Source organism: Leuconostoc sp. JNUCC 76 (genome assembly GCF_053667755.1).
This window is the reverse complement of record NZ_CM132206.1, coordinates 2134693-2152638: the sequence shown is the minus strand read 5'-3', so window position 1 is coordinate 2152638 and position 17946 is coordinate 2134693. Positions and strand designations below refer to the sequence as shown.

Annotated in this window: 16 protein-coding genes; 13 read left to right on the top strand and 3 right to left on the bottom strand. The window is 36.6% G+C overall.

Annotated elements, in window-relative coordinates:
* The first annotated feature begins 2 nt into the window (after positions 1-2).
* The 10 genes from leuD to ubiE all read left to right on the top strand — a co-directional run bounded on the left by leuD (position 3) and on the right by ubiE (position 9189).
* Positions 3-587, top strand: a complete 585-nt coding sequence (leuD, locus tag JNUCC76_RS10845) for a 3-isopropylmalate dehydratase small subunit (RefSeq protein WP_454154768.1) — start codon at positions 3-5, stop codon at positions 585-587.
* Positions 588-597: 10 nt separating this feature from the next.
* On the top strand, positions 598-1884 hold the full coding sequence (locus JNUCC76_RS10840) for an MFS transporter (protein ID WP_454154766.1): 1287 nt from the start codon (positions 598-600) through the stop codon (positions 1882-1884).
* 18 nt (positions 1885-1902) lie between these two features.
* Entirely contained in the window at positions 1903-2691 is a 789-nt protein-coding gene (locus JNUCC76_RS10835) for an L-threonylcarbamoyladenylate synthase (protein ID WP_454154764.1), read from the top strand.
* A 203-nt stretch (positions 2692-2894) separates the two neighbouring features.
* Positions 2895-3203, top strand: coding sequence for a PadR family transcriptional regulator (locus tag JNUCC76_RS10830; RefSeq protein WP_454154762.1), 309 nt, complete (start codon positions 2895-2897; stop codon positions 3201-3203).
* Between the two features lie 4 nt (positions 3204-3207).
* Positions 3208-3813, top strand: a complete 606-nt coding sequence (locus tag JNUCC76_RS10825) for a DUF1700 domain-containing protein (protein WP_454154760.1) — start codon at positions 3208-3210, stop codon at positions 3811-3813.
* 1 nt (position 3814) lies between these two features.
* Positions 3815-4804 carry a DUF4097 family beta strand repeat-containing protein gene (locus JNUCC76_RS10820; RefSeq protein WP_454154758.1) on the top strand — a complete coding sequence of 330 codons (990 nt, stop codon included), beginning with the start codon at positions 3815-3817 and terminating at the stop codon, positions 4802-4804.
* Positions 4805-5291: 487 nt separating this feature from the next.
* The gene (locus tag JNUCC76_RS10815) at positions 5292-6326 is read left to right on the top strand and encodes a HoxN/HupN/NixA family nickel/cobalt transporter (protein WP_454154756.1); all 1035 of its coding nucleotides are present in this window, start codon (positions 5292-5294) and stop codon (positions 6324-6326) included.
* Between the two features lie 142 nt (positions 6327-6468).
* Complete coding sequence (locus JNUCC76_RS10810; protein WP_454154754.1) at positions 6469-6999, top strand: GNAT family N-acetyltransferase; 531 nt, start codon at positions 6469-6471, stop codon at positions 6997-6999.
* A 43-nt stretch (positions 7000-7042) separates the two neighbouring features.
* Positions 7043-8482 carry an o-succinylbenzoate--CoA ligase gene (locus tag JNUCC76_RS10805; protein WP_454154752.1) on the top strand — a complete coding sequence of 480 codons (1440 nt, stop codon included), beginning with the start codon at positions 7043-7045 and terminating at the stop codon, positions 8480-8482.
* Positions 8479-9189 carry a bifunctional demethylmenaquinone methyltransferase/2-methoxy-6-polyprenyl-1,4-benzoquinol methylase UbiE gene (gene ubiE, locus JNUCC76_RS10800; protein ID WP_454154751.1) on the top strand — a complete coding sequence of 237 codons (711 nt, stop codon included), beginning with the start codon at positions 8479-8481 and terminating at the stop codon, positions 9187-9189. The genes JNUCC76_RS10805 and ubiE overlap by 4 nt, the downstream gene beginning before the upstream one ends.
* A 103-nt stretch (positions 9190-9292) precedes the next feature.
* Here the strand turns inward: ubiE and JNUCC76_RS10795 are convergent, their stop codons facing one another.
* Together JNUCC76_RS10795 and JNUCC76_RS10790 are read right to left on the bottom strand one after the other, a co-directional pair.
* Positions 9293-10174, bottom strand: a complete 882-nt coding sequence (locus tag JNUCC76_RS10795) for a metal ABC transporter solute-binding protein (protein WP_272220783.1) — start codon at positions 10172-10174, stop codon at positions 9293-9295.
* Positions 10171-10611 carry a MarR family transcriptional regulator gene (locus JNUCC76_RS10790; protein ID WP_454154749.1) on the bottom strand — a complete coding sequence of 147 codons (441 nt, stop codon included), beginning with the start codon at positions 10609-10611 and terminating at the stop codon, positions 10171-10173. The genes JNUCC76_RS10795 and JNUCC76_RS10790 overlap by 4 nt, the downstream gene beginning before the upstream one ends.
* 95 nt (positions 10612-10706) lie before the next feature.
* Between JNUCC76_RS10790 and JNUCC76_RS10785 the strand changes: the two genes are divergently transcribed.
* Positions 10707-11606, top strand: coding sequence for a D-alanyl-D-alanine carboxypeptidase family protein (locus JNUCC76_RS10785; RefSeq protein WP_454154747.1), 900 nt, complete (start codon positions 10707-10709; stop codon positions 11604-11606).
* A gap of 46 nt (positions 11607-11652) precedes the next feature.
* Here JNUCC76_RS10785 and zwf read toward each other — a convergent pair whose 3' ends face one another.
* Entirely contained in the window at positions 11653-13113 is a 1461-nt protein-coding gene (gene zwf, locus JNUCC76_RS10780) for a glucose-6-phosphate dehydrogenase (RefSeq protein WP_454154745.1), read from the bottom strand.
* 415 nt (positions 13114-13528) lie between these two features.
* Here zwf and JNUCC76_RS10775 point away from each other — a divergent pair, with 415 nt between their 5' ends.
* Both JNUCC76_RS10775 and JNUCC76_RS10770 read left to right on the top strand, forming a co-directional pair.
* On the top strand, positions 13529-14761 hold the full coding sequence (locus JNUCC76_RS10775) for an MDR family MFS transporter (protein WP_454154743.1): 1233 nt from the start codon (positions 13529-13531) through the stop codon (positions 14759-14761).
* Positions 14762-15774: 1013 nt separating this feature from the next.
* Positions 15775-17946 (top strand): glycoside hydrolase family 3 N-terminal domain-containing protein, encoded by a 2172-nt coding sequence (locus tag JNUCC76_RS10770; RefSeq protein WP_454154741.1) that lies wholly within the window; start codon positions 15775-15777, stop codon positions 17944-17946.

Sequence of the window (17946 nt, the reverse complement as noted above, 5' to 3'; positions counted from 1 at the left end):
ATATGGAAGCTTTTGTAAGAGAAACAGGCAGAGCTGTTGTTATTCCAAATGACAACATTAATACTGATATTATCTTGCCTAAACAGTTTTTGAAAAACATTTTGAAAACCGGATTTGGGAAAGATTTGTTTTATGACTGGCGCTATAATACTGACGGTTCATTAAATGAATCATTTGAATTGAACAAGCCCGAGCATGAGGGCGTTTCAATTTTGATTACAGGGAATGACTTTGGATCAGGCTCATCACGAGAACACGCAGTATGGGCGTTAACGGATTATGGATTCAGGGCAGTAATTGGTGGCGGATTTTCAGATATTTTTTACATGAATTCAACCAAGAATGGCTTACTACCAATTGTGTTGCCTGAAGAAAATCGAAAAATATTACGAGATATTCAAGCAGATGAAGATATTCAAATTGACTTACCCAAACAAACTGTGACTTATAAAAACTATACTTTCCATTTTGATATCAACTCACAATGGAAAGAAAAGTTTATCAATGGTGAAGATGATATTGATAACACGATGAAATATGAAAAATTGATTGCTGCATTCGAAAAGCAACGACCAAATTTCGGTTAGGAGGCAGTACATGGAACAGGCAATTAATTTGCAACAACGGATGGACACAACCAAAGAAACGGCGACATTTTACCGTGTCTTTGCGATGATTGCAGCTGGTATGATTTTAGATGGGGCGGACGTTTATCTTGCTAGTGCAGTAAATAGTGCAATAGTTAGCACACATTTTGCGACACTTGCACAAGGTTCTGTGTTTCTTTCCTCTGGATTTTTAGGCCTTTTCTTCGGATCTATTTTTGCTGGATTTATCGGTGATTTTCTTGGTCGGAGAAAAGCATATTCGACTAATTTGTTGATATTTGGTGTACTAACCCTATGTGCGGCGTTTGCAACTAATATTTGGATGTTAATCGGATTACGCTTTTTCGCCGCAATTGGGTTAGGCGCAGAAATTGTGACAGGTTACGCCTTAATTAATGAATTTGCCCCAATTAAAAATCGTGGTCGGTGGAGTGGTGTCACTTCTGTGATTGCTAACTTAGCTGCACCATTGACTTTACTTTTGGCAGCAAGTGTTATTCCTCATTATACATGGCGTGCAATGTTTGTTATTGTTGGTATATTAGCATTGATTTTATGGGTTGTTCGTCGTCATTTTCCAGAATCACCACGTTGGCTCATTGCACGCGGAGAATATGATAAAGCTGAAAAGATCATTGAAAAATTGGAAGTGAATGGCTCGTACAGCACAAATGATTCTAGTGTAAAACGACAACCAGTGAAGACTAGGATTGGCATTGGGCTGTTGGTTGCAACTGTTGCAGTGAGTGCAGTTAATTTAACACAATATACATTTACATCGTGGATGCCAACTTTGCTAATAAAGCAGGGTATTGAGGTCGCACATTCATTGACATTCTCAGCAGTTATGATGGCTGGGGCACCAATAGGGGCACTTATTGGGGCATTATTAGTTGATTTTATTGGCCGCAAGAAAGTAATTGTAACGGCCTTTATAATGACAGCGGTGTTTGGCATAATTTATTCGCAACAACATACAACGGCAGGAATTTTAATCATTGGTTTTTTGGTGGTAACCATGATGTATATTTTGATGGCTTCGGTTGTCGGGGTGTATATGTCAGAACTGTTCCCTACTTACTTTAGGTTTCGTGGAACGGGTTATGCTAATGGTGTAGCCAAGATACTAACGGTTTTGACACCGTATTTTGCAGCTTGGGCAATTACGCAATTTAGCGCCAATTTGATTTTTTATTTTATCGCAGCAGTAGCAATAATCGCAGCTATTGTAGTTGCAGTTTATGGACCAGAAACAAAACAAAAAGCAATATATTAAAAAGGATGGTATTTTATAATGACAGAAGCAACAACAACAAAGGTTCATTGGAACGGTGGTATTCAAGAAGAAGCCATTCATATCTTGAAAGAAGATGGGGGAATGATTGTTAGCCCAACAAAAGTGGGTTACATTATCATGACTTCAGACGATAAAGGATTAGAAAGAAAGTTTGCTGCCAAAAATCGTAAGCGTAACAAGCCAGGTGTCGTATTATGTGGTTCAGTAGAACAAGTTAAAGAATTAGCGCAAATGACACCTGAGATCGAACAAATGTATCAACAACATTGGGATGAGGATATTTTGTTGGGGTGCATATTGCCATGGAAAGAAGAAGCTAAGAGCAAGATACCAAATGACGGTACCAAAAATTTGATGATGGATAAACGTGAAACTAGTTGCTTTGTTATCAAGTTTGGCACACCAAGTGAAAATATCGCCAAAGAAATGTGGGAAAAGTACGGTAAGTTCTCATTTGCAAGTTCAGCTAATCCTTCAGGTAAGGGGAACCGAGGATTAGTAGCTGGTATTGGTGACCAAATTGAAAATGCTGCTGACTTAATTATTGAGGCGGATGATTACGTGGCATCAATTCAACCTGATAAGACGCTAGACACGCGTTACGAACAAGGTGTGATGGTATCAATGGTTGATGAATCAGGTAAGCTTATTCCAGAACAAAATGGTGCTGTTGGTATTCAACCAGCGCCAATTGTTATTCGTAAAGGATTAGATGTCGATAAAATCATGAAAATAATGAGTGATATTTTCTCGTCATGGGATTATCGACATGGATTTTATTATTAAAAAGTGCATAAAATAGTTAAAAGCCAAACTAGCGGTACGCTATCTATTTTATTGATTGCGAGCTATTAAAAAATGATTAGGCAACGAAAAATATCTCAACGATGACATTTGGTGAGATATTTTTTTGTTGACAAAACAATTAAAAATCCATATAATATTTTTGAACATATATTATATGTCGTATAGTATTGGAGAAAATAAGTATGGCAATTCAAATGAGTTCAGAATTATTAGATGGTTGTGTTTTGGCGATATTGGATAGAGAAGATTATTACGGTTATGCATTAACGCAAAGGGTGCAGGGCACAATTTCTGTTTCGGAATCGACGTTATACCCTGTGCTACGGAGATTAAAAAATAATCAATTCGTTACTACCTATGATCAACCTTATCAAGGTAGAAACCGACGTTACTACCAGATTACAACACAAGGTCGTGACAAACTGGCTAGCATACGCCAGGATTGGGTAATATTTCAAGAAAATGTTGACACATTATTGAAGGAGAGATAAGCAGATGGAGAATTATTTAGCTGAGTTAGAGCAACTACTACATCAGTTGCACCATTCAGATAAAGAGGAAGCGATGAATTTCTATCGAGAGTATGCTATGGATGCTGATTTAACAACATATCAGCAATGTAGTGCTGAATTAGGCACGCCAAAACAACTCTCACGAAAAATTTTAGCTGACTATTCAATTAAGGCAGATGACAAATCCACAGAAGATTCAAATAGTAAAAACCCACGTTCAAATATTAAGCTGATTTGGTGGATTGCATTAGCATTACTGGCGTCACCGTTAGCATTCCCTATATTCATGATCTTGGTCACGCTTGCTGCTGTATTTTTTGCATTCTTAGTAGCTTTTATTGCAGTTGTCATTGTACTGAGCCTGACAAGTATTTTATTAGTCATTATCGGAATTGGTGTCTTGCTGCAATCAATCTGGACGGGGTTGTATTATATTGGCTGTGGTTTGCTCATATTGGGAATAATGTTGACAGTAATACCAGCTGGTATTGGTCTCTTGAGGTGGCTAATTGATAAAACAGCACAATTAAGCAAGGCAATTTATCGTCGCTTTACTGATAAAAAGCACATGCATCGGGAGGACAAATAACATGAAACGAATTGTTAAAATTGGATTAAGTTTGATAGTTATTGGCGCTGTGTTAGCTTTAATTGGATTGGGTTTTGGTGGCGGTTCTAGTTCTATTTCTTGGAATAATGGCCTTAAAGTTATTGACCGCAAAACACAAAAAGAAAAAATGGTACAACAATCATATACTTATAGCGAGGTGAAAAATATTGACGTGTCAACATCGTTACCTGTACGTATTATCACAGGGAATGTTAAGGAAACCACCGTTAAAGTAATGACGTATCAGAAACTACCCGAGTTGAGTTATCAGCAAAATCATTTGAAAATTACTGATAAACAAGCTGGCAGTGTATCTCAAGGGAATGTTAATATCGAATTTAATATTACTGGCTTTTCTTGGAATTACGGTAACCAAGGATATCAAGATGGTATTTTAATTACAGTTCCGCAATCACAAAGTTTGTCTAGTATTCAAATTGACGGACAAGATGATAGCGATGTGAGTTTGTCAGATGTCCAAGCGGATAAAATAACAATGCAGCAAGTATCGGACACAGATTTGACTAGTATACAAGTTAATCATGATTTGATGATTGATGGCATCGAAGATGGACATTTAAACAATGTGACTGCATCAACAGCTACGATCAAAAGTAATGATGGTGATTTAACGATACAACATACACATATTCGTGATGGATTAAATATTAAACTAGAAGATGGTGACTTAAATATGCATCAGAATCATATTAATACTGGTGAAATACGCACATCAGATGGTGATATCACTTTAATGAATAACCAACTATCTGGTCAACTCAACATTACTGCACAAGATGGCGATATATCAGCCAAAATTGGAAAGAGTAGTGTGACTGCTAAAACATTTGATGGTGATATTTCTGCTTTTAATAATCATGAAGATGATCAGAAAAATTACACACATAAAGGAACGATTGGAGAATATGTGCTATCAACAAATAGTGGTGATGTGACAATTAAGCAATAGTAGATATTTACTTTCTAAAAAAATGAATATTCCCTCACATACTCGTACAATTATTGACTTTACTATTAAAATTTAATAATAAAACGTTTGACAAAATTAGATTTCGATAATATAATTAATTTCATATTAAAAGATGTAAATCATAAGAAAAAGAGGAAAAATCATGAGCAAAAATATTAAAAAAATAAACTATTCTCTCCTCTACCTACTTCTCAGTTGATGTTTAGTAGGTTCTTTGAGTGACTGTCTACTAAGCCGTTATAGTTTAGTGGACAGTTGGGATAACTAATTTAAAAATACCCCAACTATTAATTAGTTGGGGTATTTTTGTGTCTTTAAAGCTCAAAATAACAAATAGGATGAGTAATTGTAGTGCATATTTTTGAAAGGACATGTTTGGTTCATTAAGGACATTACGTGTTTGCTATATTTACCTAAGAATATGCTCTATGATAATCTTACTTTTACAGTATAAGGAGAGAAAATTATGATGTTACGTACACAAAAACAGGCAACAATACAGTCGGATGCAATGCGCTATGGCGCAATAATTATTCTTTTTTTAGTTTCAGGAATCGTATTATTAATGACAAGTGCTTCGCAATATCCTGAAATGATAGCTATGGCTTATTTATCATTTACGATGGGACTAAGACATGCATTCGATGTAGACCACATTGCTGCAATTGATAATATGACACGCAAAATGTTAAACGATGGCAAAAATACACGCGGTGTAGGATTCAGTTTTTCATTTGGTCACTCAATGGTTGTTGTGTTAATGGCCTTGACCACTGTTTTATTTGTGGAATGGGCAAAGCATTCTATGCCAATTTTTGAGCAAATTGGTGGTGCCCTAGGAACTTTGATTGCAGCTACTATGTTAATGATGTTAGCTATTGTAAACAGTTTTATTTTGCGTGATATTTGGGTAAAGTTCATATCAATGCGGAATTATGGTAATGATGAATCTAAAATCGGCGAACAAGTTAATTCATCAAAAATATATCGCTTGTTTTTGAAATTATTGGGTATGATTAAGCATAATTGGCAAGTTGCTATAGTTGGTTTTTTGTTTGGATTAGGTTTTGATACGGCGACACAAATTGCAGTTTTAGCAACGTCTGCTACCGCTGCCAATGAAGGTATTCCATGGTATGCAACGTTAGCCTTTCCTTTGTTGTTTACTGCGGGGATGTGCCTGATGGATACAATTGATGGATTTTTTATGAGTACAACCTACCATTGGGTCTTTTCTTCACCATATCGAAAAGTCTACTATAATTTGACGATTACCGGAATTTCTATATTAGCAGCTGGATTCATTGGTTTTGTTGATTTTATTCAGTCATTTGCTGCAATGTTTGGCTGGAATAACGGTTTAACAAAATGGGCCACTGCGTTAGATTTTAATCAAATGGGAATCATCTTAGTTGGTTTATTTGTTGTCGCTTGGATTATTGCGATTACAATTTGGCATGTATTTCATTTAGCAGAGAAAGATAAAGAGCAAGTAATTTAAAAATTTATTTGATATCTCATTGACATAGCCAATGAGGTATTTTTATTTGTTATTCAAGTTTCATGAATAGCACAATTCGTATATTTTCTAACACTTTGTGATAAAATGAGAGGAATTGCTACTTAAATATGGAGAAATATTCATGATAAAAATTGTCAACGTAACAAAAAAAGATGAACAATACTGGTATGATGTCTATCTCAGTGCATTTCCAGAGTATGAACGTTTACCATTTTCACAATTACAACACGTTACAAATGAACAAGAAGCAGTTCGAATGGCAACGATTGTGGATGATGATCAACCTGTAGGTATTTTATTATTGGTTGAAATATCAGATCAGAAAGTATTTGTACTCTATTTTGCTGTTGATGCTAATATACGTGGCAAAGGGATTGGTAGTAGGACTATCACAGCACTAACAGAAAAGTACCCTGATGGTATCGTGTTAGAATCAGAAATTATAGGACAACATGCTGACAATGAATTACAACGTGTCAAAAGATATGAGTTTTATCAACGTAATGGTGTTACTGATTCTGGCTTTTTAACAAAAAATATGGGTGGCACTTTTCATTTATTGCGTTCAACAGAACTTATTTCAGATGTTGAATATATTCAGGCTATTTCTACTTTGGAAGTTGAGGCAGAAGTAGAAAAATTGATTAAGTGATAATATTTTTGTTTTCACAAAAATTCTACGGTATGATATAAAAATGGAAAACTGGCTTACAAAACGTGCACGGCTTACGCCGAACCGGATCGCCGTACAGTATCAAGATAAACAACTGACTTTTAAAGAAGTAGCAGAGCAAGCACAGGATATGGCTGAAAAAGTCGCTACGGTTACAGAAAATAATGCTCGGGTAGCGTTAATTACGCATAATACGCTGACCGGTTATTTAGCCATCATGGCATTGCAACAACTTGGTAAAACAATTGTTTTTATTAACTGGCGATTGTCTGTTAATGAAATTAATTTTCAGCTATCAGATGCTAATGTGAATACTATTTTAACTGATGATAGTTACACGAATATTTTAAAAGTGGACAAGCAGTTAAAACTTAGCGAACTGTCAACGCGAAAAAAAGTAAATCCAGTTACGACTTTTGATGATACTTTTGTGACGAGTATTATGTATACTTCTGGAACAACAGGTCAACCCAAAGGGGTTATGCAAACGTATCAAAACCATTTTTACTCGGCAATGGGTAGTGCATTGAATCTGGAATTACGAGCTGATGATAGTTGGCTTGCTGTTGTACCTATTTTTCATATTAGTGGTTTTTCAATTATTATGCGTGGATTAATTTATGGCATGTGTGTAGTGTTACAACGTAACTTTGATGCTCATCAAATTAACGAATTATTGGTGCATCAGAATATTACTACTATCTCAGTAGTACCGGTAATGTTAAGGCAGTTGTTATCTGATTTGCCTAAGGATGTAAATTATAATAAGCAGTTTCGAGCTATGCTTCTGGGTGGTGGACCAACAGATTCTGTGACACTTCATCAGGCCCAAGCTCATCATATTCCAGTAATACAGTCATATGGAATGACTGAAACAGCCTCACAAGTAGTGGCGTTGGATGCCGAGTATGCTCAGCAAAAAATAGGTTCTGTAGGTAAACCGCTATTCCCAGTTCGCTTAAAAATTGCTGACCATACAGGAAAACCTCAACACCAAGGGAATATTTGGATTCAATCACCAACTTTAACAACTGGTTATTTAAATCAACCTGATAAACTGGAAGAACAAATGATAGATGGTTGGTTTAATACAGAAGATTATGGTTATGTAGATTCTGACGGGTTCGTATTTGTTCAAGGTCGTGAAGGGGATATGATTAATTCAGGCGGTGAAAATATTTTCCCAAATGAAGTTGAAGGTATATATGCAGATTATCCAGGCATAAGTAAAGTTGTCGTTGTTGGTGTTCCAGATAAACAGTGGGGTTCTGTTCCAATAGCTATTGTTCAAGGAGATAACTTTCAACTTGAAGACTTAATTCAATTTGGGAAAAAGCGTATTGCGCATTATAAAGTACCAAAACACTTTTACCTTGCCGATTACTGGCATGTAACAGCTAGTGGCAAAACACAACGGAAACCTTTCTTATCCGAACTTGAAAGATTAAAGGAACTAAAATGACACTATCTCCAAAAAATACAGATGTAAAATCCCTGTTTAATACTATTGCACCAGAATATGACAAAATGAATAACATTATCAGCCTGGGATCGCACAAAAAGTGGCGTCAGAAGGTTATGGATAAGATGATATTTCCAGAAAAAGCACAAATAATTGATTTGGCGACGGGAACTGCTGATTGGGCAATTGCCTTGGCAGAAAATAGTGACTCTAATTCCGAGATCATTGGCTTAGACTTCAGTGAGTCAATGCTTGCGGTTGGGCAAACAAAGGTTGATGTAAGTGACTATTCGGAAAAAATCACACTTGAGCAAGGGGATGTGATGGATTTAGACTTACCAGATAACAGTTTTGATATTGTGACTATTGGTTTCGGACTACGTAATTTACCTGATCCAAAACAAGGAATCAAAGAAATGTATCGTATTTTAAAGCCAGGTGGACAGCTTGTTATTTTAGAAACATCGCAACCGGATAGTCCCCTGGTTAAACCATTTTGGCAGCTATATTTCGGTCATGTCATGCCATTATTTGGGCGTGTTTTTGCTAAAGGAAAGTATCAGGAATACAAATATCTTGATGAAACAACAGAACATTTTATGGACTATATGACGCTTGGGCGATTGTTGCTAAAGTCAGGCTTCAAAAAAGTTAGAATTTCTCGTTTTAATTTGGGTGCAGCGGCGGCACATTATGCAACAAAGTAGGGTTAGATATAAAGCATTTCATTAGTAGGTAATTAATGCTAAAAAAGATCAGCTATCTTTATGATTTGGATAGCTGATCTTTTTAATTTTTTAGAGAGGTTTTTTATTGCGTAACTTTTTCGATTTCTTTCAGTTCTTTTAGCTTCCAACTAACATAATTTTCACCGTTTGGAATGGTTTCAGTTACATTAACAACGGGGACGTCATTTTTCTTTGCTAAATCAATTAAGTTAGAGACAGTTGAACTTGATGTCTGAGTATTATTAACAAAGAAAGCAATTTTATGGTTTGTAATTGCTGATTTAAGTGCAGCCAATGTTGCGGGTGAAGGATCATTACCCTCCTCAATTGCTTCAGAGAAATCTGTATCCATTATTTTGTATCCTAAGGTATCTAGCATATATTCAAAAACAGGTTCAGTTTGGGCAACGGTTTGGCCATCAGCCTTTTTGGATATTTTTGTGATTAAATCATTCACAGGTTTCAGGCTAGCGATGTACTTTTTGGCGTTCTTTTTGTAATAATCGCGATTTTTAGGGTCTTTTTTACCAAGCTCAGTTGCTAGATAATTTGCTGTTTTACTCATTGTTTCAGGATCATTCCACAAGTGCGGGTTGACGCCCGCTTTTTTATTTAAAACATCTTCGCCGACACGAATAAGTTTTGTATTTTTAGAAGTTTTGGCAAGCTTATTTAGCCATGCATCATATCCTAAACCGTTAGCAAGAGCGATATCAGCAGTACTAACTTTTTTGGCAACAGTTGTTGTTGGTTCGTAATCTTCAGGAGAAACATTCGCGTCTTTGATAATAGCAGTAGCTGTGCCATGCTCGCCAACTACTGTTTTGGCAATTTCGGCGTAGAAGTCTGTTGAAGCAACAATTGTTATTTTTTGATTAGATGACGACGAGGAATTGCCTTTGAATAAGGCAACACCAATGACAATGATGACAATGGCAGAGAGTGCTATAATTATTTTTTTCATGAATTATTTCCTATGTTATTGAGTTTTGTTAAAAACTGAGTGATTGTTTGTTGTTGTTCCTGTGTGAAATCAGCCATAATGGTATGAATATTATCGTGCATGGTGGTGTGTGCCTGCTCGTGGAGTTGTGCCAATTTTTCGCCGTCTTCAGTCAGTAAATAGTGTGTGCTCCGTTTATCAGAATCATCTACCACTGCTGTGACATAATGATAGCGCATCAGGTTTTTAATAGCTTTGGTGATAGCAGGCTTTGATAGATTCATTGCAGCAGCTAATTCTGTGTTGGTCTGCGATTGCAGAATTTTAAGCAACATCAGTAAGTGGGCTTGTGTCGAATTGATTTTTTGTCCGGCAGTTGCCGTTACGAGTTCAGAATTACTAGCGTATTCTTGAACAAAAGAATTAAGCGCTTGAATAATCTTATCTGTTTTCTCCATAAACACCTCTTTAGTTCACTGGTTAATTAACCAGTTAATTATATAATGTAAGCGAAGCTATTGTCAACAGGTTATTTTTGAGTACAATTATAGTCATGAAGAAAAGCGGACTACTGGCAGCAATTTGTATTGTGACATTGAGTATAGTGTTTCCTGTGAATGCTCAACAACAAATCCAAGCAAGTGAAAAAAAGAAATCAATTAAAAAAATCACAACTACGGCGAAAGCAGCGGTTGTGATGAATGCGGATACAGATAAAATTTTGTCCGAAAAAAACGCTCATCAACCTTTAGCGATTGCGTCAATTAGTAAATTAATGACGAGCTATTTGGTACTCAAAAAGTTACCTTTAGACACGCAAGTGCAGCCGTCGTTAAACACGATGAAAATCGGAGAAGAATCTAATCTGGCAAGTGTGGATTTGGATAGTAATCAAGCCTATTCAGCAGATGAATTATTGCGTGCTGCGCTACAGTTATCTGCTAATGACGCGGCTATTGCCTTAGGTGATCAGGTTAGTGGTTCACAAACAAATTTTGTTAAATTAATGACTAAGACTAGTAAATCTTGGGGACTTACATCAGCACAATGGTATAATGCAGCGGGAATCCGTAATGATGAAGCAATGGATGATGGTGTTAAGGCACCTGATAATGCAGAAAATAAGATGTCTGCTTTTGATGTCGCGGTTATGACCGATAATATTTTAGAAAAAACACCACGATTAAAAAGAATTGTTCATCAATCACAAAATCAATTTGATGGCGTTACACAAGATAGTAATTATGTTTTGATGAAAAATTATTTTAAAAATACGAAATATACGGTCATCGGTGCTAAACTTGGTGTCTCTATTAAATCAGGCGTTTCTTATGTGGGATTGTTTACGTATAAAGGAAAACATTATATAACAGTTGTGTTGCATGCTGATCAATACACGAATTTGTCAGCCGTTTTCCGTGAGACCAAACGCATCTTAAATCAGACAATATAAAAAGACCGTCAAACAAGGAGTTGTTTGATGGTCTTTTTATATGTGTTTATCCTTTGAAAACCCAAGCATCATCATTTTCAGCTAATAGCTTATCTGATGCTTCAGGACCCATTGAACCTGACTTATATGTTTCCAATGGTGCCTTATCAGCATCATAAACGGCAGTAATTGCGTCAACAAACTTCCAAGCAATTGATACACCGTTCCAATCAGCAAAGTTTGATCCGTCACCATTCATTGTATCGTGAATCATACGTTCGTATGGTTCTGGTGTGTTCTTCTTATCTTCCTCAGATACTGCCCAGTCCAAATTGATAGTACGTGTGTTGAAGGCATCTTCAACTGACTTAGCATTAAGCTTCAATTCAATAGCGCCCTTTGGATCAATGATAATTGAAAGAACAGATTCTTGTGCTTCTTGTTCTGAACCAAAGTTGAATGTGCCAGCCTTAAATACAATATCAACTCGTGTTTGCTTGGCAGCCAAACGCTTACCTGAACGAACATAGAAAGGAACACCTTCCCAACGTGGCAAATCGAATTGCAATTCACCAGCAATAAATGTGTTGTTCTTTGAATCGGCAGGGACGTCTGCTTCTTCCAAATATGGCTTGTAATCAGCTGTATCACCAGCACCATATTGTGCACGAACGAAGTATTTGTTTACTTCTTCTTCGTTGTAAATCTTCAATGCATTGAAAGCTGCGTTCTTAGCGGCACGGATATCCTTATCATTAAATGACTCTGGCTTTTCCATAGCTAACCAACCAACAATTTGCATTGTGTGGTTTTGGATCATATCCAAGAGGGCGCCAGTAGTATCGTAGTAACCGGCACGCTCTTCAACACCCAAGACTTCTGATAATGTCACTTGAACGTTTTTGATGTAGTCTTTGTTCCAAGCGGCATCAAAGATTGGGTTCCCAAAACGCAATGCAGCGATGTTTTGAACCATTTCTTTTCCAAGATAATGGTCAATACGGAATAATTGATCATCATCAAATGCGTTTTCCAAATCACTTTGTAATTCTTCAGCAGTGGCGTATGATGTTCCAAATGGTTTTTCAATCATCAAACGGTTATAACCAGTTTCAGCTAACAAACCTTCTGACTTTAAGTACTTGGCAATTGTGCCGAAGAAACGAGGTGCAACAGACATATAGAAGATGCGGTTGCCGTCAATGTCAAACTTAGTTGCTGCTTCTTCAATGGCTGTCTTCAAAATACCGTAAGATGCTGCATCTGTAACATCGTGTGCGCGGTAAGAAAAATGCTCAATGAACGCTTCAGCCTGTGCTTGATCTTCAGTGAAGTCTTTAATTGATTCACGAACCAATTGCTTAAACTCGTCATCAGTTAATTGTTGACGGGCTGTTCCAACAATGGCAAAGTGTTCTTGTAAGTATCCTTTTTTGTAGAGGTTGAAAACTGATGGGTAAAGCTTACGCTTTGCTAAATCACCAGTTCCGCCAAAGAAAGTTACCAACGTTTTGATTTCTGAAACCATGATGTTCCCCTTATAATATAATTGAATTCACTTCTTATTATAACGCAAAAAGCGTTTGAAAAGTACGTGATTCACAAACATATTATGCGTTGAACAAGGCAAAAATCGATTAAATGACTAGTTTATACTAAAAATATGGTTTGATTAGGTTAAATAAACTATATATTCACAATATAATTTTACAAAGGGATGGTACTAAATGTTTTACTTGATTATTATTTTATTTTTAATTCTAACTTTCACTTTAGGTATTGGTGTAGCGTTCGAGGGCCTGATTTTAATGGGTACTATATATGTTATCCTTCGATTAATTAAAAACAAACGGGATATGCGCAAATGATCATAAATTAAGCACTTAATTTCCCGTTATATGAATAGGTTTCGTGTTACAATTATTCTATTATTCGGAGGATTTATGCAAATTGACTTAACTGATAAACCGCGGCCACTTGATGAAAAGTGGCTACTTTTTGGTACTTTATTATCCAACACTGGAAATTCGATGATTTGGCCAGTCACGACACTTTATATGACTGGTGTCTTGCACCAAAGTTTTACGATGGCGGGACTAGTTTTGATGGTGGGATCACTTATTAGTATGGTTGGCTCATTTGTTGGTGGCAAACTATTTGATAATTGGCGGCCATATGAAGCGATGGTAATTACGAGTTTTATCATCTTAATTGCTGTTTCCAGTCTGATTATTTGGAACGGATGGCCCGTATTTGCCTTTTTTATTTGGCTAGCTAATTTTGGTATGGGCGCGGAACAAACGTTAGTTAACTCTTTTGCCACAACAATTCCTGGTGAAAAAACGCGCATCGTATTCAATAATATGTACATTGTGTTGAATATTGGTGTGGTTTTGGGGACATTAGCAGTAGGATATTTATTTGATTACGGTTTTAACCTGTTGATGATGATTTCGGCAGCGTTGTATTTTACATTAATGTTAATTATTGCAACCAAATTTAATGTTCCAGTAGTTCGCACAAATACTGACGCAACGGGCGTTACGACGCCTAAAGAAACAGAAAAAGTGAGCAGTGTCGGTGCACCAAATCAACGTTTTCGCTTGACACCAGTTTTAGTCGCCATTGGGGCGTTGTTGTTCATTACGTATTTATCCTACATGCTGTGGGAAACCGTGATGGCACCGCACATGAAAAGTTTAGGTATGCCAACGCGTAATTATGCAGACTTATGGATGATTAACGGCGTAACTATTATTTTGCTTCAGAAGTTTGTTTCTAATTGGGCAAATCGGCGACCATATCAAGTCTCAGTTATTTTAGGTAGTATTATTTTTGCTTCTAGTTTTTTCTTTTTGATATTTGTAAAAGAGTTTTGGCAAATTGTGCTAGTGTTTGAATTGCTAACGATTGGAGAAATGTTACAAAGTCCGCAAGTTCCAGCATGGGTTGCGCAAATTACACCCAAAGAAGTAGCTGGACAGGCACAAGGTTTCGTTTCAATGATGATTAGCTCTGGTCGAGTCATTGGTCCAATTTATTCGGGTATGATGATGGATCGCGGTTGGATGAAAATGCTATTTTTGTCAGTATTTATAATCATGTTAATTATCACAGCTTTGTTAGCAATCACAATGGCGAAACGAACTAAAATAACAGTGGAGAATAACAAATAAACTATTTGTTATTCTCCTTTTTCAGTGAAAGATGCTTCTTAAGAAAGGAAATTTTGGGGTAAATATTCAGAAACTGTTGTAAAGTGGGTGTCAGAAATTTAATACTGTCGAGGTGATTTTGAACTAAATCCTGTAAATCAATATTTGCGAATTGCGGTAAATAATCTATACTCCCAACTGCCACTGATAAATCACCCCTTTGGAATTCATATTCATGTAAATCCGTTAGTTGAAAACCAAGCATTATGTTTAGGATCAAGTCCCATTGGTAGATTTTTAGACGGTTTGGTGCATCCCAATCGCTAGGATTTCTGGGTACATGGATGTCTATAACATTAGCTTACCAATCTATTTTTGTTGCATATTCTAGACCCACAGACCCCATTAGAACAGGAGTAATTGCTATCTTTAATTATAAAGAACAAACAAATATTTTTATTGTAAGCGCTTGCAATTGTGAGAAAGCCATGTTATAATTAATGTATAGATTAGGAGAGAGTCCTAAAACAATTCAAGTTGTGTAAGCTATACGAATGATAGCTTAGGTGGATTTTCTTCAATCCAGGGCAGCTTGCTCAGTACTCTAGTTGGAAAGTGATGGACGTGTGAAAACGTACATGTGGCTGGTAATTAGGGTTGATGGTGACGCATAAGATGTATGGGTCTTATGTTTGTCACCTGAGGGCAGGCTGTTTTTGTGTTGTGGAACGTAATTGGGGTAAGACATCATAAGTATTATGTTTATTACTGTTAGTTTAGTAACTTTTTTAGGTTCTGATAACATATATTGCTATTAAATTGGTGTAGTCTATAGGTTTTAATATTTGAAGTGATACTCTGGATGAACACCTTATAAAAAGGTTTAACGATGCGTGATATGTAACATTGTTAAGCCTTTTTTATGTTCCAATAAATTAAATATTTTGATATGTACCAATTTAGTTGTTTTTTTAATTCGTTTAGGTTATTATTGTGGTGAAACGTTTCGATAATAATTTTTTTAGGAGAGGTAAATGAACAGAATTGTAGAAAATTTGTTTTCACAAATGACTATTGAGGAAAAAATTGGTCAATTAATTCAAGTTACAGGTGATTTTTTTCGAAATGGTGATAGTAAAATTACTGGCCCACTTAGCCAAGAAAATAGACTAAAAGATAATGTTCGTTATACGGTTGGTTCTGTATTAGGAATTTCTGGTGCTAGTGACGTAGAAAATATTCAAAAAGAGTATTTAGAACATAATCGCTTAAAGATTCCTTTGCTGTTTATGGCCGATGTTGTGCATGGCTATAAAACAATATTTCCAATCCCGTTAGGATTAGCGTCAACTTTTAATCCAGATATGATGACTATTTCTTCTGAGGTTGCAGCTTCAGAGTCAGCAGCCGGTGGTGTGCGAGTAACTTTTGCCCCCATGACGGATTTGGTGCGTGATCCTCGCTGGGGACGGGTAATGGAATCAACCGGTGAAGATCCTTATTTGAATTCGGTAATGGCAGCAGCCTCTGTTAAAGGGTTTCAAGGTAAATTACCAATCGATGAAAATCATGTAGCTGCGACTGTTAAGCATTTTGCAGCTTATGGTGCGCCGGAAGCCGGGAGGGAATATAATACAGTTGATATTTCAGAGTGGCGTTTTCGTGACCAATATTTATCTTCATACAAGGCGGCTATTGATGCGCAGGCAAAATTAGTTATGACATCGTTTAATACCTTGTTTGGTATACCCGCTACTGGTAATAAATACTTAATGAAAGATATTTTACGAGATGAATTAACTTTTGATGGGGTTCTCATTAGTGATTGGAATGCCATCGAGGAACTTATTCATCATGGTACTGCTGAAGATCTAAATAATGCTGCTGAAATGGCATTAGATGCTGGTGTTGATATTGATATGATGGCTTTTGCATATGCCAAGCTGTTAGACAATATTGATGGAATACCGGACAAAGTATTAAAGTTGATCGATGAATCAGCAATTCGTATTTTAGAATTAAAAGAAGAGTTGGGATTGTTTGAAAATCCCTATGTAGGGATTAGTCAGCAAAAAGAAAATGACGGGACTGTGGCGCAAAAAAATAAGCAACAAGCATTACAAGTTGCTGAAGAGTCAATAGTTTTGGTTAAAAACAATAACGGAACTCTACCACTGTCACCCCATCAACGCGTCTTTTTAACAGGACCAACAGCGAATACTGGTGATTTACTTGGTAGTTGGTCTTGGAAGGGTGATATCGATGATACGGATAGCTTGTTCACGCAGCTAAAGCAGAAAGTAGATACAGTTCATTTTTCAGAGGGTATTACCTATCATCAAGATGTGCCACAGGATTGGAATAACATTGTAGATCAGGTGAATGATGTTGATGTGATAGTAGTCGCTTTGGGGTTGCAAAGTTCTGAAAGTGGTGAAGCCACTAGTATGACCAATCCGACCTTACCAGATGGACAAATAGCTTATCTACGAGCGCTGCAGGCACTTGGTAAACCAATTGTGACGATTGTTGTAACTGGTCGACCGTTAGTTTTGACAACAGTGGATGAGCTATCAGATGCTGTATTAATCAGCTTTTTTCCTGGTACTATGGGAGCAGAAGCGCTTTCTAGTATTTTGGTTGGTGCCACTGAACCCACTGGTCGATTACCGATGACTTTTCCAGAAAATGCAGGTCAGATACCTATATACTACAATGCCTACAATACTGGTCGACCGGTAGAGGTAGGTATGGATAATGGTGAAGCAAAATATATATCTAAATATATTGATAGTCCTAACGAACCACTTTATCCCTTCGGATTTGGTTTAGGGTATGCCAATATAGATATTGTTCACACTGCGGTAACCAACCATGTGATTTCTTCGTCTGGAACGATTGAACTAGTGGTGCAATTGGCAAATACGTCTGATCGTTCTGGTTCAACTGTGTTACAGTGCTATACACATCAGATTGTAGGGGAGACAGTACGACCATTGAAAGAATTGAAATGGTTTAAAAAGATATACCTGCCAGCTAATAGCAAAAAAGAGGCAATAATTAGTCTACCGGTGAATAACTTAGTTAGTGTTCATTCCGATTTGAGATCTTATGTTGATGAGGGATATTACGACGTAATGGTCGGTCTAAATTCATCAGAATTGAGTCATGACGATATCCAAATTAAATATTTAGAGGAGAAATGA